Annotated in this window: 22 protein-coding genes; 6 read left to right on the plus strand and 16 right to left on the minus strand. The window is 44.8% G+C overall.

Annotated features, from left to right (window positions below; translation table 11 throughout):
* A complete protein-coding gene (gene pstC, locus BM278_RS00155) occupies positions 1 to 891 on the minus strand; it encodes a phosphate ABC transporter permease subunit PstC (protein WP_090947400.1) in 891 nt (296 codons plus the stop codon).
* A 59-nt stretch (positions 892 to 950) separates the two neighbouring features.
* On the minus strand, positions 951 to 1841 hold the full coding sequence (locus tag BM278_RS00160; protein WP_090947401.1) for a phosphate ABC transporter substrate-binding protein PstS family protein: 891 nt from the start codon (positions 1839 to 1841) through the stop codon (positions 951 to 953).
* 175 nt (positions 1842 to 2016) lie between these two features.
* Here BM278_RS00160 and BM278_RS00165 point away from each other — a divergent pair, with 175 nt between their 5' ends.
* Both BM278_RS00165 and ispG read left to right on the plus strand, forming a co-directional pair.
* Positions 2017 to 2334, plus strand: coding sequence for a LysM peptidoglycan-binding domain-containing protein (locus BM278_RS00165; RefSeq protein WP_090947402.1), 318 nt, complete (start codon positions 2017 to 2019; stop codon positions 2332 to 2334).
* A gap of 89 nt (positions 2335 to 2423) precedes the next feature.
* Complete coding sequence (gene ispG, locus BM278_RS00170; protein ID WP_090947403.1) at positions 2424 to 3521, plus strand: flavodoxin-dependent (E)-4-hydroxy-3-methylbut-2-enyl-diphosphate synthase; 1098 nt, start codon at positions 2424 to 2426, stop codon at positions 3519 to 3521.
* Positions 3522 to 3546: 25 nt separating this feature from the next.
* Here ispG and BM278_RS00175 read toward each other — a convergent pair whose 3' ends face one another.
* A complete protein-coding gene (locus BM278_RS00175) occupies positions 3547 to 3894 on the minus strand; it encodes a hypothetical protein (protein ID WP_090947404.1) in 348 nt (115 codons plus the stop codon).
* 238 nt (positions 3895 to 4132) lie between these two features.
* Between BM278_RS00175 and BM278_RS00180 the strand changes: the two genes are divergently transcribed.
* Entirely contained in the window at positions 4133 to 4693 is a 561-nt protein-coding gene (locus tag BM278_RS00180; protein ID WP_090947405.1) for a hypothetical protein, read from the plus strand.
* A gap of 23 nt (positions 4694 to 4716) precedes the next feature.
* Here BM278_RS00180 and zur read toward each other — a convergent pair whose 3' ends face one another.
* From zur to BM278_RS00200, 4 genes are all read right to left on the minus strand, one after another.
* Positions 4717 to 5142, minus strand: a complete 426-nt coding sequence (zur, locus tag BM278_RS00185; RefSeq protein WP_090947406.1) for a zinc uptake transcriptional repressor Zur — start codon at positions 5140 to 5142, stop codon at positions 4717 to 4719.
* Positions 5143 to 5147: 5 nt separating this feature from the next.
* On the minus strand, positions 5148 to 5981 hold the full coding sequence (locus tag BM278_RS00190; protein WP_090947407.1) for a metal ABC transporter permease: 834 nt from the start codon (positions 5979 to 5981) through the stop codon (positions 5148 to 5150).
* Between the two features lie 15 nt (positions 5982 to 5996).
* Positions 5997 to 6755 (minus strand): metal ABC transporter ATP-binding protein, encoded by a 759-nt coding sequence (locus tag BM278_RS00195; protein WP_090947408.1) that lies wholly within the window; start codon positions 6753 to 6755, stop codon positions 5997 to 5999.
* Positions 6756 to 6835: 80 nt separating this feature from the next.
* Complete coding sequence (locus BM278_RS00200) at positions 6836 to 7717, minus strand: YitT family protein (RefSeq protein ID WP_090947409.1); 882 nt, start codon at positions 7715 to 7717, stop codon at positions 6836 to 6838.
* A gap of 89 nt (positions 7718 to 7806) precedes the next feature.
* Here BM278_RS00200 and BM278_RS00205 point away from each other — a divergent pair, with 89 nt between their 5' ends.
* Positions 7807 to 8067 (plus strand): DUF2624 domain-containing protein, encoded by a 261-nt coding sequence (locus BM278_RS00205; RefSeq protein ID WP_090947410.1) that lies wholly within the window; start codon positions 7807 to 7809, stop codon positions 8065 to 8067.
* A 24-nt stretch (positions 8068 to 8091) separates the two neighbouring features.
* Here the strand turns inward: BM278_RS00205 and BM278_RS00210 are convergent, their stop codons facing one another.
* Complete coding sequence (locus tag BM278_RS00210; protein WP_090947411.1) at positions 8092 to 8988, minus strand: deoxyribonuclease IV; 897 nt, start codon at positions 8986 to 8988, stop codon at positions 8092 to 8094.
* Positions 8989 to 9016: 28 nt separating this feature from the next.
* Positions 9017 to 10324, minus strand: coding sequence for a DEAD/DEAH box helicase (locus BM278_RS00215; protein WP_090947412.1), 1308 nt, complete (start codon positions 10322 to 10324; stop codon positions 9017 to 9019).
* 184 nt (positions 10325 to 10508) lie between these two features.
* Here BM278_RS00215 and vrrA point away from each other — a divergent pair, with 184 nt between their 5' ends.
* The gene (vrrA, locus tag BM278_RS00220; RefSeq protein ID WP_090947413.1) at positions 10509 to 11033 is read left to right on the plus strand and encodes a VrrA/YqfQ family protein; all 525 of its coding nucleotides are present in this window, start codon (positions 10509 to 10511) and stop codon (positions 11031 to 11033) included.
* 89 nt (positions 11034 to 11122) lie between these two features.
* Positions 11123 to 12079 (plus strand): 4-hydroxy-3-methylbut-2-enyl diphosphate reductase, encoded by a 957-nt coding sequence (locus BM278_RS00225; RefSeq protein ID WP_090947414.1) that lies wholly within the window; start codon positions 11123 to 11125, stop codon positions 12077 to 12079.
* 51 nt (positions 12080 to 12130) lie between these two features.
* Here BM278_RS00225 and BM278_RS00230 read toward each other — a convergent pair whose 3' ends face one another.
* From BM278_RS00230 to BM278_RS00260, 7 genes are all read right to left on the minus strand, one after another.
* Positions 12131 to 13252: a Nif3-like dinuclear metal center hexameric protein gene (locus BM278_RS00230; RefSeq protein WP_090947415.1), complete on the minus strand. Its 1122-nt coding sequence runs from the start codon at positions 13250 to 13252 to the stop codon at positions 12131 to 12133.
* The gene (locus BM278_RS00235) at positions 13249 to 13953 is read right to left on the minus strand and encodes a tRNA (adenine(22)-N(1))-methyltransferase (protein WP_090947738.1); all 705 of its coding nucleotides are present in this window, start codon (positions 13951 to 13953) and stop codon (positions 13249 to 13251) included. Before BM278_RS00235 ends, BM278_RS00230 begins: the two co-directional genes overlap by 4 nt.
* Before the next feature lie 84 nt (positions 13954 to 14037).
* Positions 14038 to 14400, minus strand: a complete 363-nt coding sequence (cccA, locus tag BM278_RS00240; RefSeq protein WP_090947416.1) for a cytochrome c550 — start codon at positions 14398 to 14400, stop codon at positions 14038 to 14040.
* A 136-nt stretch (positions 14401 to 14536) separates the two neighbouring features.
* Positions 14537 to 15076 carry a hypothetical protein gene (locus tag BM278_RS00245; RefSeq protein WP_090947417.1) on the minus strand — a complete coding sequence of 180 codons (540 nt, stop codon included), beginning with the start codon at positions 15074 to 15076 and terminating at the stop codon, positions 14537 to 14539.
* An 82-nt stretch (positions 15077 to 15158) separates the two neighbouring features.
* Entirely contained in the window at positions 15159 to 16280 is a 1122-nt protein-coding gene (rpoD, locus tag BM278_RS00250; RefSeq protein WP_090947418.1) for an RNA polymerase sigma factor RpoD, read from the minus strand.
* A gap of 34 nt (positions 16281 to 16314) precedes the next feature.
* The gene (gene dnaG, locus BM278_RS00255) at positions 16315 to 18111 is read right to left on the minus strand and encodes a DNA primase (protein ID WP_090947419.1); all 1797 of its coding nucleotides are present in this window, start codon (positions 18109 to 18111) and stop codon (positions 16315 to 16317) included.
* A gap of 37 nt (positions 18112 to 18148) precedes the next feature.
* Positions 18149 to 18598, minus strand: a complete 450-nt coding sequence (locus tag BM278_RS00260) for a YaiI/YqxD family protein (protein WP_090947420.1) — start codon at positions 18596 to 18598, stop codon at positions 18149 to 18151.
* Positions 18599 to 18726 lie beyond the last annotated feature (128 nt).

Here is an 18726-nt window from a genome sequence, read left to right on the forward strand (position 1 = left end):
TTACCGTTCCCCTTTTCGTCCAATCATTCTTATCAGAAAAATAAAGAGAAAGGAGATAAACAACAAAATCATCGCCAATGTCCACAACGCATTGTTCCAAGCAGTGCCGTTTATCGTATTAGCCATATCCATCGTTAAAATTCCCGTCAACGTCGCTGTCGGACTATACAATCCTGACGGAAGTTTCACCGCATTTCCGATCACCATCTGAACAGCCAACGCTTCGCCAAACGCTCGCGCTAATCCAAGGACGATGCCGGTGAAAATTCCTGTTTTTGCTGCTGGAACAATCACCCGGCTGATCGCCTGCCATCTTGTTGATCCAAGCCCGTATGACGCTTCTAAATAAGAAAACGGAACGCCGCTTAGCGCGTCTGACGCAATGCTAGTGATCGTCGGCAAAATCATCACGCTTAACACGATAATTCCGGCCAGCAAACTAAATCCTACGCCGCCAAACGATTCGCGAAGAAGCGGGATAAGAATCGTGACACCTAGCCAACCGTAAACGACGGACGGAATGCCGACAAGCAGTTCCAAAACAGGTTTTAGCACAGCCGATCCGAACTTTGGCGAAATAAAATTAATAAAAATAGCAAGAGCAAGCGCGATCGGCGTACTTAATAACACCGCTCCAATCGACACAAGCGTCGATCCGACGATAAAAATAACGGCGCCGTATTTCGGATCAGAATCGCTCGGCTTCCACTCGGTCGAAAACAGCATTTCCTTAAGCGAAATACCGCTTTCTGTAAATGACTGGATTCCTTTTCCGCATATAAACACGATAATCGAAAGAGTAGTAATAACGATCAATAGGCCGCAAAAAGTGACGAGCGCTCTTCCGATATATTCGCTTTTCCAATAATTGAGCTGTCCTTTCCCTTTCATTCTTCCATCACCTCACGAAGAATAAGACTGGCTAACGGTATAGCCAGCCTTTCATCAAATTACTCCAATTCCGACATAGGAATGTAACCCATTTCTTTTACTTTCGGAGCAAATTCTTCGCTTTTTACATATTCGATAAATCCGCGCACTGCATCTTTTGGTTCGCCTTTCGTAATCATGTATTCATAAGACCAGAAAGGATATTTTTCCGTTTTGATATTTTCGACCGTCGGTTCCACACCATCGATTTTTAACGTTTTTAAATCTTTCTTTTCGCCGATTAAGTATGACATCGCAACATAACTAATCGATCCTGGCGTCGAGTTGATCGCTTGTTCAACAGCGCCATTGGAATCTTGCACCGTTCCGATCGCTTCGTTTATTTTTACGCCTTTCATCACCGTTTTTTCAAACGTCGCGCGCGTTCCAGAGGAAGCAGGGCGGTTAATGACATTAATTTTTTCATCTTTTCCGCCAACATCTTTCCAGTTTGTAATTTTTCCAGAGAAAATATCTTGAATTTGTTTCAATGTTAATGAATCGACGTTGACATCTTTATTCACTACAATCGCAAAAGCAATTCCCGCTACTTTATGATCAATGAGCTCTCCTGCTTTTGATTTATCTTCCAACTTTTCCGCAGATGGAACATCCGAGTTCCCGATTTGCACAGCGCCAGCGGCAACTTGGTTCACACCTGTTCCGCTTCCGCCTCCTTGCACCGTAATCGAGACGTTAGGATATTTTCCCATAAATTCATTCGCTGCTTCCTCTGCCAACGGTTGAAGGGCGGTGGATCCAGCTAACGTAATCGTTCCGGAGTACGATTCTTGCTTCGCTTCTCCATTGTCAGCATTTCCTTCCGCGGTGCTATCCGATTTTCCGCACCCCGCAAGCACCCCCGTTATTAGCAATGCAGCGATTCCAAATTTTACGGACTTCTTCCACATCGGTTGACCCTCCTATTGTCATTTGTCATCCACGTACAAGCACATTGTAACGAAAAAGTTTTATGCGTTTATTAAGCGAATGTTAAGTTTCCGTAAAACAAGCAAACGCATTTTACATATTCTTTTCGGGACAAGCATACATAGTTACTAACAACGTTCATTGGGGGAATAACGCGTGAAAAAAGCGATCATCATCGCCTTCGTCGTGTGCCTTTCCATCTATATCATTTACCATGATGTCACAACAGGAACATTGAGCATTTCCACAAAAACAGCGGCAGGACCCGAACGCGCGGCAGATGGAATTCCGTATGAAACGGTGACCGTCACTCCCGGGGATACGCTGTTATCCATTATGGAAAGGCAGCAAAACGGGCCGCTTCCGGTTTCCATTGACAAAGCCATCGCCGATTTTGAAGCGTTGAATCCAGGGGAAAAAGCGCAAACATTAAAAATTGGAAAAAAGTATAAAATACCGGTATACAAACGCTAAGCTGCGAATTTCTTGTCAAATGACGATAAACATTGTTACAATAATTCAGAAAGCGACATGAACTTGTTTCTTAAAGGAGCGAATTTCTCGTGGGTGAAATTATTCATCGTTCAAAAACTCGTCCTGTCCGCGTTGGCAATTTAACGATCGGCGGAAAAAACGAGGTTATCATTCAAAGCATGACAACGACGAAAACGCATGACGTAGAAGCGACAGTTGCGCAAATAAAGCGGCTGGAAGAGGCAGGCTGCCAAATCGTCCGCGTCGCCTGCCCGGACGAGCGCGCGGCCAACGCGATTCCGGAAATAAAAAAACGCATTAACATTCCGCTCGTTGCCGATATTCATTTTGACTATAAACTTGCCCTGAAAGCAATTGAGGGCGGAGCTGATAAAATCCGAATCAATCCCGGCAATATCGGGCGCCGCGAAAAAGTCGAAGCGGTCGTCAAAGCGGCGAAAGAACGCGGCATACCGATCCGCATTGGCGTCAATGCCGGATCGTTGGAAAAACGGATTTTGGAAAAATACGGCTATCCTACCGCTGACGGCATGGTCGAAAGCGCGCTATACCATATTCGCATTTTAGAAGAGCTTGATTTCCATGATATTATCGTATCGTTAAAGGCATCCGATGTGCGATTGGCGATCGAGGCATACGAAAAAGCGGCGCGCACGTTTGATTATCCGCTCCATGTCGGGATTACCGAATCCGGAACACTATTTGCCGGAACGATCAAAAGCGCCGTCGGCATCGGTGCGATTTTAAGCAAAGGGATCGGCAATACGATTCGCGTTTCGCTTAGCGCCGATCCGGTTGAAGAAGTAAAGGTAGCAAGGGAAATATTAAAATCGTTCGGCTTGGCGTCCAATGCAGCGACGCTAATTTCCTGTCCGACGTGCGGACGCATTGAAATCGATTTGATCAGCATCGCCAACGAGATCGAAGAATATATTTCGAAAATTAAAGCGCCGATTAAAGTGGCCGTGCTCGGATGCGCCGTCAACGGACCGGGCGAGGCGCGCGAAGCCGATATCGGCATCGCCGGCGCACGCGGCGAAGGCTTATTATTCCGGCACGGCAAAATCGTTCGCAAAGTTCCAGAAGAAAAAATGGTCGAAGAATTGAAAAAAGAAGTGGACAAATTGGCGGAAGAATATTTTGCCAAACAAAGCCAAAAAGCTTGACGCTTAAAGCGCCAAGCTTTTTTCGTTAATAATAAAATGGCATGATGAACAGACGGACGATCATCGCCACAGCTCCGATGCCGATTGCCCACGCGCCCAACGTTTCTGCGCCACGGCGGCGTGCGATAAAGCCGACAATAATGCCTGCCGCTCCCATTAAGACAGGCCAAATAAATAAGGAAATAATCGAAAGAGCGAGCGCCAGCCAACCTAGCCCTGCTCCATCGGTTTCTTCTTTGCCTCGTTCATCATAACGGCGGACCGGTTCGGCCATTTCTGCCGCCGTTTCTTCCATAAAATCACGTTCTTGTTCATCTTTCCCTGTCGATTGCACGTAGCTTTCGTTATACGTGCGATCGCGATCATCCACCATATGCTTCCCTCGCTTTCCTTAAGTAAGGAGCATTTATTAGTATGAAAAGTTTATGCGAAATTATAAATGTGAATATTTTCTATGGCGAAAAAACGAACGGGAAGCATTGTTATCGTTTTTGTCCAATTACGGGTTCCGCACATGTAAAACAAACATGTTAGCAGCGAAACATATACTATCTGTTCGAATGGTGCTACAATATACACGGACGTTCGATTAAAGGGAGTGGAGAAACAATATGAAAAAACGGCTTGGCATCGATATTGACGGAACGGTTACTTGCCCGAGCACTTTTATTCCGTACTTGAACAAATCTTTTCAAAAAAATTTGACATTAAATGACATCACCCAATATAATTTAGCCCCGCTGTATGATACGACAGAAGAAGAAATGGACCGGTGGATGGAAAAATACGAGGCGATGATTTACGAGCGCGCCCCGCTCGCGGAACATGCGCTTGAAGTAATCAACAGCTGGAAAAACAAATTTGAATTATTTTATATAAGCGCCCGCGGAAAACATTTATATGATCTTACGGAACGGTGGTTCCAAACAAACGGCGTTCATTATCATCATATTGAATTGGTCGGCTCGCACGACAAAATTGAAGCGGTAAAAACGTACCATATCTCCGCCTTTTTCGAAGATAAATACGACAACGCTTGCGATATTGCCGAAAAATGCAATATTCCCGTCATTTTATTTGATACGCCATATAATCAAGGCCCTCTTCCAAAACAAGTGATCCGCGTCAAAAACTGGCTTGAAGCAAAGCAGCATATTGAACGGCTTCTATAAAATAAGCAAAGGGATATCTCGCCTTACGTCGAGGTATCCCTTTGACATTCCGGGCATTTTCCGTATATTTCGAATTTATGATCCGATATTTTATATCCTTCCAATTGTTCGCGTAAACCGTCCATCGGGCAAGTCGTAATTTCTTTCGCTTTTCCACATTGTACACAAATAAAATGGTGATGATGATGGTACGCGCTGCATGCGAAACGGAAGTGTTTTTCGCCCGATAACTCGGTCATCTCCAAAATGCCAAGGCCTACAAACAACGATAAATTGCGGTAAATCGTATCAAAGCTTAATCCCGGATAATCGTCCCGCAATGCTTCTAATACATCTTTGGCAGTTAAATATTTATCGGTGCTGGCAAATAGCTGCAGCATATCTTCCCGCTTGCCCGTATGTTTAAACCCTTTTTCTTTCATGAGGCGAATCGCTTCCGCAACATTCATACCTCTTATCCCCTTTTCCATTTTTTCCATATGATGACGATCAGCAAAATGAGAACGGCAAGCATGACGATCGTTCCACCAGGCGCCAGATCAAGCTGATAGGACAGCAGCAACCCGACGATCACCGATAATTCACCAAACAAAATCGAATAGCCAATCGCCTGCTTAAACCCTTTCGCAATTCGAATGCTCGCAGCAACAGGAAGCGTCATTAACGAAGAAATAAGCAAAACGCCGACAATCCGCATCGACGCGGCGATCACAAGCGCTACCAAAACGATAAAGATAAAATGAATCAGCTTTGCGCGAATGCCGGAGATCACCGCATATTCTTCATCGAATGAAAGGAGAAACAGCTCTTTATATAACAATACGACAATGCCGATAACGACACAGGCGATTGCCAGCACTGCCCATACGTCTTGGCGGCTTACAGCACTGACACTGCCAAATAAATAGGAAAATAAATCGGTATTAAATCCATCCGCAAGGGAAATAAAAATAACGCTAAGACCGATTCCTCCGGAAAGAATGATCGGAATCGCCAACTCTTGATAATATTTATATATCGACCGCAATTTTTCCACAAACAGTGCGCCGACGACAGAAAATCCCATTCCAGCATAAAGCGGGTTCCAGTTCGCAAAATAAGCAAAGTTTTTCCCTAAAAGCAAATTTGCGGCAATGCCGGCAAGCGTCACATGGCTGAGCGCATCGGCAATTAACGACAAACGGCGAACGACAATAAACACACCGAGGAGCGGAGCAACAAACCCAATTAATATTCCAGCGATAAACGCGTTACGTAAAAATTCGTATTGCCATATTGCTTCAATCATCGCGCCATTCCTCCATCAATGCTGATGAGAAAGCACTTGCAGTGGATGTCCGTAAAACTGTGACAATGTCTGCTCCCCGAGCTTTTCAAACTCTTCGGCTTTCCCATGAAAATATAAATGTTTATTTAGGCACGCAACGTGCGTCACTTTTTCCGTGATCGTTCCAATGTCATGCGTGACGAGGATCAGCGTCATGCCGAGGCGCCGATTCAGCTCATCGAGCATGGTGTAAAAACTTTGCACATGGTGAATATCGACGCCAACCGTCGGCTCATCTAGAATCAACAATTCAGGCTTGCTGACAATCGCCCGGGCAATAAATACGCGCTGCTGCTGCCCGCCGGACAATTCTCCGATGTTTCGTTGCGCAAAAGCGCTCATCCCCACTGCTTCAATCGCTTCTGACACGGCCTGTCTGTCTTTTTTCGTAAAAAAGCGGAACATTCCTCGCTTAGCCGCCAATCCGCTTGCGACGACCTCGTAGACGGTGGCGGGGAACCCGGTATTAAAACTGTTTGCTTTTTGCGATACATAACCGACACGGTGCCAATCTTTAAACGCTTCAATGGGGGTTCCGAACAAATAAATCTTGCCTTGCTGCGGCTTTAATAATCCTAATACACATTTGAACAACGTCGATTTTCCCGATCCGTTCGGGCCGACGATTCCTACAAACGCACCTTTTGGCACGGCCAAATTAATATCCTCCAATACGTTCTCTTTTTCATATCGAAACGATACATGTTCCATTTTCAACACATACTCTGTTTCCATAGCGTTCTCTCCCGATAATTCAGAATGATTACGATTTATCTACGAACGTAGTATAACGGATCGAACGCCATTTGTAAACGTTAATGAATCGCCGATTTAAATTTAGCACCTTTTACCTCGTGCGTTACCATAATCGCAATGAATGCGTCAGGATCAATTTCATTCACAATTGACTTTAATTTCGTGACTTCCAAACGGGTTACTACCGCGTAAATGACTTCTTTTTGTTCATCGGTATAGCCGCCCTTGCCGAGCAGTTTAGTCGTGCCGCGCCCTAACCGATGCAAAATCGCATCCGATATTTCTTCATAACGATCGGAAACGATGAGAACCGCCCTTGTTTCGTCCAATCCTTCAATGACTGCATCGATCGTTTTAAATGCGATGTAATACGTCATCACCGAGTACATTGCTTGTTCCATCCCAAAAACAAACGCCGCCCAGCTGAAAATAAAAACGTTAATAAACATTACAAACTCGCCGACGGAAAACGGAAGCTTTTTCGTCAATAAAATTCCTAAAATTTCTGTTCCATCTAGCGACCCGCCGTGCCGAATCACAAGGCCGACGCCAAGCCCGAGCGCGAGCCCTCCGAAAACAGTGGCCAAAATCGGCTGTGTCGTCAGCGGTTCAAAATGGTGAAAAAAACGTTCCGCACCAGCAAGAAATAGAACGCCAACGATCGAGGAAAGCATAAACGTCTTTCCGATTTGCTTATAGCCAAAATACATAAAAGGGGCGTTAAGGAGAATGACAAGAGTCGCAAAGTTTAACAACGACCAATCATCCGGAATTAAATAATCTAAAATAAGCGAAACCCCGATGACTCCACCGTCAATAATTTGGTTTGGTATTAAAAGCCGCTCGATGGAAAATGCCGCAAGCGAAGCGCCTAAAAAAATAAAGAAAAGGCGATAGGCAATATGGCTGGGAGTCTCTTTTTTATGTTGTTTCTGTGCCAAAAAACCACCCTCCTTTTTTTATTTTATTATACCATACACGCTTATGTTCTTCATTTCATATGATACGTATGGAAGAGGAGGAGTCGAAAATGAACCTTTATCAACAGCTTATTCAGCAAAAAATAAAAACGATAACCCCAGAAGAGCTTGTTTCCTACAGCCATGATTACGGCATTCCATTAACAGTGGAACAAGCGAAAAAAATTCTCCATATCGCCCGGACGAATAAAATTAATGTGTTTGATCCGCAGGAAAGAAAAAAATGGATCAAAGAACTTGCAAAAATTACATCGCCGCAAATCGCGAAAAAAGCAAACGAACTATTTTTAACATTCGTTCATAAAAAATAAAAAGGGCATTTAGCTTTGCCCTTTTTATTCTTCATTCATGATTTTTGTCAACAATTCTTCATCGAACGTTTGCGCGCGCAACATGGCGATTTCGTGCTTGTACGGCGGCTTTTTATTGTTTTTATCCTCTCCGACGTACGGTGTCTCTAAAATTTTTGGAATATCGGCAAGCTGTGGATGATGAACGATGTAGTTTAATGCGGCAAAGCCGATATGCCCAAAACCGATGTTTTCGTGGCGGTCTTTCCGGCTTCCGCGCGGATTTTTGCTATCGTTAATGTGAAGCACTTTAAGACGGTCTAAACCGATGATCCGGTCAAATTCTTGCAAAACGCCATCAAAATCATCAACGATGTTATAACCGGCATCATGCGTATGGCATGTGTCAAAACAAACAGACAATTTCTCGTTATGGGTGACGCCGTCAATAATTTGCGCGAGCTCCTCAAAGCTGCGTCCACACTCCGAACCTTTTCCCGCCATCGTTTCTAACGCGATTTGCACCGTTTGTTCGCGCGTTAACACTTCGTTTAACCCTTCAATAATTTTGCGGATTCCCGCTTCCGAACCCGCCCCGACATGCGCCCCTGGATGAAGAACGATTTGTTTCGCGCCAATCGCCTCCGTCCGTTCGATTTCCGAACGTAAAAATTCTACGCCGAGGGCGAACGTATCCGGATTTTTCGTATTGCCGATATTGATGATATACGGAGCGTGCACGACAATTTCTTCAATGCCGTGCTCTTTCATATGGGCAAGCCCCGCTTCAATGTTTAATTCCTCGATTTTTTTGCGCTTTGTATTTTGCGGCGCTCCCGTGTAAATCATAAACGTGTTTGCTCCGTAGGAAACTGCTTCCTCGCTTGCTGCAAGCAGCATCTTTTTTCCGCTCATCGATACATGTGAACCGATTTTTAACATTTCTCTTCTCCCTTTCCTGTGTCACGTGTTATTGTTTCTTTAAGCGCCGCAGCCGCTTTTTTTGTTTTGCCATTTCAGCAAGCAGCTTTTTCTTATAGCCCGGCTTGACCTGCTTCACTTTTTTGATTTTCGCCAGAAGCTGCTCTATTTCTGGATCTTGCTTTGCCCGCTTACTGCGTCGATTCCAAGGCGGCAAATCTACCCATTCTCCGCGGATAAGGTCACGGTGAAGAAATTCAATCCCCATTTTTTCTAATTTGGTGATCGCATCTTGATCCGACGGCTCATAAATCGTCGCCGCAATTCCCGTGTAACCGGCGCGCGCCGTGCGTCCGACGCGATGGATGTAAAACTGCAAATCTTTTGGCAATTCATAGTTAATGACATGGCTTACCCCTTCAATATCAATGCCGCGGGCCGCCAAATCGGTAGCAACGATATACTGAAACTCTAAATCGCGAATTTGCTTCATCATCTTTTTTCGCTCGCGCGGCGACAAATCGCCGTGCAAAATCCCGACTTTCATTCCTTTTTCAATCAGCTTGTCCGCCACTTCATCCGCCATTTTTCTTGTATTGGTAAATACAATGGCTAAATATGGATTATACGCAATCAACATGTCATATAGCAATTTCACTTTATCGCGGCTGCGAAGCGGCACAAGAACGTGCTCAATTTTTTCCGCCGCCACTTGATTTGGCGCAACGTGGACGTATTTTGGATTTTCCATATATTTTTTCAAAAACGGCTTTAACTTTTCCGGAATTGTCGCGGAAAAGACGAGCATTTGCAGCTCTTTCGGCATGCGTGCGGCAATTTGGTCAACATCGACAATAAATCCCATATCTAGCATTAAATCTGCTTCGTCGACGACGAGCGTATTTGCCGTACGAACGAGCAGCGCCTGTTCGCGAATGAGGTCGTTAATTCGTCCCGGCGTTCCGACGACGATATGCGGCTGCGTTTTTAATTTTTCGATCGCTTTTTGCTTATCGGTTCCGCCAATAAAACAGCGCGCCGTAATTTGTCGATCGTTCGGACAAAATTTTGTAATTTTTAAAATTTCATGGTAAATTTGCGTCGCGAGTTCCCGCGTCGGTGCGGTAATCACCGCTTGTACTGCTTGGCGATCCGGATTGATTTTCTCAATAATTGGCAGCAAATAGGCGTGCGTTTTTCCCGTTCCTGTTTGCGACTGGCCGATCACGCTTTCGCCGCGAAGAGCGATTGGAATGACCCGCTCTTGAATTTCTGTTGGTTTATAAAAACGAAGCGCCTTAATCGCTTCAATAATAAATGGCTGAAACGAAAATCGCTCAAACAACGTTTCCTTCATTATACCACTGCTCCCTTCTGCTTTGACTAAACAAAGCCGAATAACTCGATTCATCATTATATCCGATTTTGCGGCAATACCGCAACTTTAACCACGATGGAAGTGAAAAACATTTCTTGCTTTTTCGCATACTTTATGAAAAGGATATCGTTTCTATTCTTAGCCTAGAAAGGAGGAGAAAACAATGATATATAACAGACCGCCAACCTTTCCATCTCCCCCGATGGTCCGTTCTTTTCCGTTCCCCCCAATAAGAGCGGCCGGGCCACGTCCAACATTTGGCGGTTTCTTATCGCGATTGTTTTCGCGAGGGCAGCCTCTGCCGCCGTCATCTCCTTGGTTGGGGCCGGCACTCCAACGCGCTGCTAGTACAAGCGCCAGCACGAACGCGGGCGGGGGCTTTCTCGGCATGTTGACAAACGCGCAAAAAATGCTAGGCATCGCGCAAAACGTTATGCCAATGGTGCAGCAATACGGACCGCTAATCAAAAACCTTCCTGCCATGATAAGAATATGGAAAGAATTAAAAACAACCGATCAAGAAGAAAACGGCGCAGAAAAAAACATTCAAGAAAATAAGAAAAAAACGTCATCTTCATCCAAAAAGCGATCCAAACAGCGGACCGTACCGAAAGCGAAAACAGATGAAAATAAACGTTCCGCATCGGCAAAAACACCGCGGCCATCTACACCAAAGTTATATATTTAATAATTCTTTGTATTCAATTCCTTTCTCCGATATAATGTAAAAGAAAGGGACAGTCTCCCTTCGCACGCCGGAGTTGAGGAGGAACAAACATGGAAGTGATCAAAATTACCCCGCGCGGTTATTGCTATGGGGTTGTTGATGCGATGGTGATCGCAAGAAATGCGGCGTTAGATCCTACGTTGCCAAGGCCGATTTATATTCTCGGAATGATCGTTCACAATAAACATGTTACCGATGCGTTTGCCGAAGAAGGGATTATTACGCTCGACGGCGAGAATCGGTTAGAAATTCTTGAAAAAATTGACAAAGGAACCGTGATCTTCACCGCGCACGGCGTATCTCCTGAAGTGAAAAAGCGCGCGCGCGAAAAAGGGCTTGTCACGATCGACGCGACGTGCCCAGATGTGACAAAAACGCATAACTTAATTCAAGAAAAACTAGCGGACGGTTATGAAATTATATATATCGGCAAAAAAGGGCACCCGGAACCAGAAGGGGCGGTCGGCATCGATCCAATCCACATCCATCTTGTTGAAACGGTCGAAGACGTGGAACGCCTGACGATTGAAAGCGACCGCATCATGGTGACAAACCAAACAACGATGAGCCAATGGGACGTTGCCGACATTATGAAAAAAGTAAAAGAAAAATACCCGCATGTTGAAATGCATAAAGAAATTTGCCTCGCAACCCAGCTCCGTCAAGAAGCGGTGGCAGAGCAGGCAAAAGAAGCAGACGTCACGATCGTTGTCGGCGATCCAAGAAGCAACAACTCCAATCGCCTTGCGCAAGTGTCGGAGGAAATTGCTGGCACGAAAGCATATCGCGTTGCCGATGTGACGGAAATCGAGATCGACTGGATTAAAGACGCAAAAAAAGTAGCTGTTACAGCGGGGGCTTCTACCCCGACTCCGATTACGAAAGAAGTCATCGACTTTTTAGAACAGTTTGACCCAAACGATCCAAAAACATGGAAGCGCGAACGGAAAGTGCCGCTGCATAAAATTTTGCCGAAAGTAAAAGCAAAAAAAGACGAGCGACAATGAAAGAAAGGCTGGCTCCAAAAGATCGATCGCCTTTTGAGCCAGCCATATATTTTATACAAACGTAAATGGATCCGTATGGACGTTGGAAATATAGACGGCCGTTGCAAATTCATGTTTGGCAAACTCGTTTTCTAAAAAGCGGGCAACCCCTTGTTTCATTACTTTCTCGACGTTATGTCCCGGATCGACGATATTTAGCCCAAGCATCATGGCATCGTGCGCCACATGATAATAAACATCCCCTGTCACATACACATCAGCGCCAGCTGATTTTGCCTGCAAGACATATTTATTTCCGTCGCCGCCAACCACCGCAACTTTTTGCACCGCATCTTGCAAATCACCAACAACGCGCACCGCCGGAACGTCGAGCGCTTTTTTCACATGTTCGGCAAACTCCGCGAGCGTCATCTTTTCTGGCAAACGTCCGATTCTTCCCAAGCCAAACGTTTTTCCTTTGTTTTCAAGCGGATATATGTCATATGCCACTTCTTCATACGGATGTGCTTTTAACATCGCAGCAATCACCTTGTTTTGCAATGAAGCTGGAACAATCGTTTCGATACGCACCTCTTCCACTCGCTCGAGCGTCCCTGCTTCCCCGATAAACGGATTCGCCCCTTCTAGCGGCAAAAAAGTGCCGATGCCGCAGCCGTTAAACGTGCAATGGCTGTAATTGCCGATATGGCCTGCCCCCGCGTTGCCGATCGCCTCGCGAACGAGGTCGGCATGCGTCTCCGGAACATAAACGACAAGCTTTTTCAACGGCTCTTCATACGTCGGAACCAATACATCTACATTCTCCAGTCCCAGCGCCTCGGCCAGCCAATCGTTTACTCCGCCAGCGGCAATATCTAAATTCGTATGGGCAGCGTAAACGGCAATATGATGTTTCATGCACTTTTCAATAATGCGCCCTTGCGCTTGATCGGTGACGATCTGTTTTAGCGGGCGGTAAAGCGGCGGATGGTGCGCGATAATAAGGTCCACATTTTCCGCTATTGCTTCATCGATGACTTCTTCTAACACATCCAAGGCAATCATCACTTTTTTGACCGGTTTATTTAACGTGCCAATTTGCAGCCCGATTCTGTCGCCTTCCATCGCCAAATGTTTCGGCGCAAATTGTTCGAATAATTGAATGATTTCTTGACCGCTTGGAATTTTGTTCACCGCAATGCCTCCTCAACAAGCTTAATTTTTTCCTCTAGCTCTCGTCTTTTTGCAATGGCCGATTCCGTTTCCGCCTTTTCTTTTAGTTGACGGACGATCTGTTTCCAATGAGCAAGTTCATTGTTCCATTTTTTTAAAAATATATCATTTTTTTCTTTCAATAAAAATGGGCCTAGCAATAATTCTGCCTCTATATTTTGATATGGTCTTTTCCCATCTCCTTTTTCTGCAACAAGCACTTCATAAATTTTCCCTTCTTCTTCCAATATGCGCTCTGCAATCAGTTCCCAATCATGGTCGAGCAGCCATTTACGGACAATATGCGCGCCGACATTTGGCTGCAAAATCAGCCTCTTGACACCGGAAAGCTTCGTTTTTCCAGACTCTAAAATGTTGGCAATCAATGTGCCTCCCATGCCAGCAATCGTAATGCAGTCCACTTCTCCAGGTTGAATCACTTCCAGGCCGTCACCTTTCCGCACAGAAATGACGTCTTTTAACCCGGTCCTTTCGACTTGCAGTTTGGCGGAACGAAGCGGGCCATCCGCTACTTCGCCGGCTACCGCTTTCGTAATATATCCATGCAAATATGCGTAACACGGCAAATACGCGTGATCCGAACCGATATCAGCGAGCTTCGCTCCTTTCGGAATAAAAGAAGCAACCGTTTCAAGACGTTTGGACAGACGAAATTCATTCATCTCTTTCATTCACATCCTTTAGTCTTCTGTATATTGTATCACAAACAAAAAATCCCTTCACCTAAGGTAAAGGGATTTTTTGTTTTATTTCAACTCAGAAAGCCATTTTGCCATTTCATCCGCTTTATCCGGCGGAACAAGGCCTGGAGGCATGTTGCCACGACCGTTTTGGATCACATTTTTAATTTCGTCTAGCGAAAGCCGCTTACCTACTCCTTTTAACGACGGGCCAACCCCGCCTTCATAATTTTGTCCATGGCAGCTGCTACAAGTTTGTTGATAAAATTGCTCCGGATTTGCCGCGGCAGCCTGCTCCGTTTTTTCGCCGCCTTTTTTCTCTTTCGCTAGTTCTTTTGCGTCGCCAAGCCCCTTAAATGAAAGACCGAGAGTAAGACCGATTCCAAACACCATAATGATGAAAAATGGGATTAGCGGGTTTCGATTCATTTTTTTACCTCCCTCGTGCATGACCATTGTTCGGAAAATGTAACCGCTACAAACAATTTTATTTTACTGTAAATTATCGCAAAGGAAAAGCCCTAATCTTATATCTGTCATAAAATTGCCGAAACAAAAAATCAAGTCAAAACCGAAGAAAAACAGCTAAAATCCCTATTCCAATCACGCCTGATATCAATAAATAAAGAAACCGAAACCGCTTTCCTATCCATATCCATACTAAACAGTTTGCGAAAACAATCGCTGCGGTCACCAACTTTTGTTTCGGAAAATAATATTCACCGACTTCGATCGACGCGATGAGAAAAATGAACGCACCGCTAATCAGCGGGATATGAACGATATTTCCTTTTCGCTTCCACATCCACACTGCGATCGCACATATAAAGAAAAAAAGACATAAAAGGAGCATTTGCAAAACGAATGACAATTCAGTAAAATAAATGACAAGAACACTCGCTGGCAACAATAGACAAATGAATGCCACTAAAAGGAAACGGATCATTCCTTGTTGGCGAATTCGCACGATGTCGCTTGGGCGTTTTTTATATTCGCCCTCCGTATATAATGCCAGCAAATAATCGCAATATTGCTCTGGAAGAAGGCGGGAACGCTTCCAATATTCAATTTCCCGCACAATGATTTCACGTCTTCGTTCGTCCATGCTCATCCGCCTTTCGAAAAGAAAAAAAGAAAAAATAGTTTACTTCTCAAGAAGTATGAAGAAGTAAACTATTGTAAAAAGATTACTCTAAAAAGTCTTTCAGCCGTTTGCTGCGGCTCGGATGGCGCAATTTGCGGAGCGCTTTCGCTTCGATTTGTCGGATGCGTTCGCGGGTAACTCCGAACACTTTTCCGACTTCTTCAAGCGTCCGCGTACGGCCGTCATCTAGTCCAAAACGCAAGCGAAGCACGTTCTCTTCGCGGTCTGTAAGCGTATCTAGCACATCTTCCAGCTGCTCTTTTAGCAGTTCGTACGCCGCATGCTCGGAAGGCGACGTCGCTTCTTGATCTTCAATGAAATCGCCTAAATGCGAATCGTCCTCCTCGCCAATCGGCGTTTCGAGCGACACCGGTTCTTGAGCAATTTTTAAAATTTCGCGCACTTTCTCCGGAGTTAAATCCATTTCTTCAGCGATTTCTTCCGGAGTTGGTTCGCGGCCAAGGTCTTGAAGCAATTGCCGTTGCACACGAATAAGTTTATTAATTGTTTCCACCATATGCACTGGTATGCGAATAGTCCGGGCTTGGTCGGCAATCGCCCGCGTAATCGCCTGACGAATCCACCATGTTGCATATGTGCTAAATTTGTATCCTTTGCGATAGTCGAACTTTTCGACCGCTTTAATTAGGCCCATATTTCCTTCTTGAATCAAGTCAAGAAACAGCATGCCGCGACCGACATAACGTTTGGCGATGCTAACGACAAGACGGAGGTTTGCTTCCGTTAAACGGCGTTTTGCTTCTTCATCGCCTTGCTCGATCCGTTTTGCCAGTTCAATTTCTTCTTCGGCAGACAATAGCGGCACACGACCAATTTCCTTTAAGTACATGCGCACAGGATCGTTAATTTTCACACCAGGAGGAACTGACAGATCGTTTAAATCAAATTCTTCTTTTTCTAAATCGTCGATATCCGGATCATGTTCTAAATCAGATTCGCTAATGACTTCAATTCCTTGATCCGCTAAGTATTCGTAAAATTCATCCATTTGGTCAGAATCAAGATCAAACGCAGATAAACGTTCGGCAATTTCTTCGTATGTCAAAATGCCGCGCTTTTTGCCGAGCTCTGTTAATTGTTCTTTCGCCTGTTCAAGCGTTGCATCTGCATCGATTTGTTTTGAATGAGCTGGTTTTTCAGCCATTTCACTACCTCCTTTTTAAACTAATAACATCATATTACGAAGATAACATTTTTTTCATTTCAATAATTTCTTTTGCGATGCGTGCGGCAGTCAAAAAGTCTTTTTTTCGCTCCGCTTCCATCTTTTCTTGCTCTTTTTCTTTTAGCTTTAACCATTTTGGATAATTCAACACATGTCTCATGTAATCATTCAATTCCTGATTGGAAACTTCGTCATTGATCAACAATAGCGACAGCTCAGTCACAAGAGGTTTTAAGTCGTCAGGAAGGCGCGAAAGCAACAAACTGACGTCCGGATCATTTCCTTCTTCGTAAAACGCGTAAATATAAGCAGCAAGCGCCCGATGCTCTTCGAGATTGAAATTGCCTGCGATCTTTTCCTGAACTACCATCGCTACATCACGGCTTTGCAGCATATGAGCAAGCAACATTCGCTCCGCATTTTGAAATGCCGGAAGAAGTTTCTTCTGCAACAGCGGTTTCGGCGCTACTTCCCGGTCTATATGATGAGAATGCTTGACGGTGTCTCGATAGCGGTTTAACTGTTCCTGCAAGGCGGACAGCGAAAGGGAAAACTCGTCGGCCAGCTGCCGTAAATAGTAATCCCACTCAATTGGGTTCGGCAGCTTGCTGATTTCGCGGAGCACTTCCTCAATATAACGGATTTTGTCATTTTCATCTTGCAAGTTTTTTCCCTTGCGAAAATACATCATTTTAAACGCCATCAACGAGCTGCCCGCATCGATAATATCCCGCCGGAATCGATCCGGACCATATTTTCTTATATATTCATCAGGATCAAGGCCATCAGGAATTGTTGCAATTTTCACATGACACCCTGCTTCTGTCAACACCTCCGCTGCGCGAAATGTCGCTTCGATTCCTGAAGCATCGCCATCGTAGCAAACGATGACGGTGTCGACATTGCGTCGGAGAATGCGCGCATGCTCTTCCGTGAGGGCCGTTCCCATCGTTGCGACGGAGTGAGCAACACCTGCTTGCACAGCAGAAATAACGTCAGCAAATCCTTCCAATAAGACAACTTCTTGATGTTTTCGTATATGTAAACGAGCTTGATGAAAGTTGTACAAAATTTTCCCTTTATGGAAAATGGCAGTTTCTGGGCTGTTTAAGTATTTTGGCTGTCCTTCTCCTAGAAGTCTGCCGGAAAAGCCAACAGTATCTCCATGATGATTATGGATCGGAAACATAACTCGATGGCGAAAGCGATCAAAATAGTCACCGTTTTCTTTTCGAATAATTAGTCCAGCTTTCTCCATTAGTTCGAGCGAAAAGCCGCGTCCTGACAAAAGCTTGACCGCAAAATCCCACGAGTCAGGGGCATAACCGATTTCAAATTGATCAATGATTTCTCGCGTCCATCCACGGGCTTGTAAATAATCAAAAGCTTCCTGACCTTCCTTTGTATTTACGAGCAAATGATGGTAAAATTTTTTCAAAAGTTCATGCGCTTCCACCATCATTTTTGTTTCGCCTGCATCCGTGCGGCTTCTATTCGCATCGTCTAGCTGTAAATTAGACAAATCAATGTTCGCCTTTACCGCGAGCCGTTTTACGGCCTCAAGAAAGGAAATGCCTTCAATATCCATGAGAAACGAAAACACGTTTCCGCCGGCGCCGCAGCCGAAACAATGGAAAATTTGCTTTTCTGGGGAAACGGAAAACGACGGCGTCTTTTCCCCATGAAACGGGCATAACCCAAAATAGTTGCGCCCTTGTTTCTTTAATTGGACATAATCGCCGATCACGTCGACGATGTCAACGGTACGACGAATCGTTTCAATCGTTTCCTCGGGAATACGGTATCCCATATAAACAACTCCGTATCTTATTATTCTCGACCTATATCTATTTTCCTTCGAGTTTCGACAAAATTTTTTCGAAATTTTGCAGAAAGGCGCGACGATCCTGATCCGAAAACCGCTTCATTCCCTTCCGGTACACACCTTGTCTTCGCTGTTTCGCTTGAAGATAGCGGAAGTGGAGAACACCATCCATTTCTCCATCTTCGTACACCTTCCCACGTGGGGAAATGACATGTACGCCGCGGCAAACGAGCATGCTTGCCAACCCGATATCTTGAGTGACAACAACATCTCCCTTCACGGCACGGTTCAAAATATATAAATCGACCGCTTCCTTTTCTGTGTCCACATATATCCATTCCATTTTCTGTGAAGGAGAGAAATGGTTGTACGAAGAAATAAACACACTTTGTATATTATATTTGCAAGCAAGCAAGAAAATTTCATCTTTTATTGGGCAAGCATCGGCGTCGACAAAAACGATCGGCCTCAATGTTTAGATCTGACTGCTATCAGCTGCGCTTTCGTTCAAAGCCGATGTAGCAATCAGATTCGCACCTCCTAATTATTCTACACCGTTCTTGAAAATCCTTCTTTTTTCACTTTATTAGCAAGCAAATT

Origin of the sequence: Parageobacillus thermantarcticus (genome assembly GCF_900111865.1) — a bacterium.
Taxonomy (GTDB): domain Bacteria; phylum Bacillota; class Bacilli; order Bacillales; family Anoxybacillaceae; genus Parageobacillus; species Parageobacillus thermantarcticus.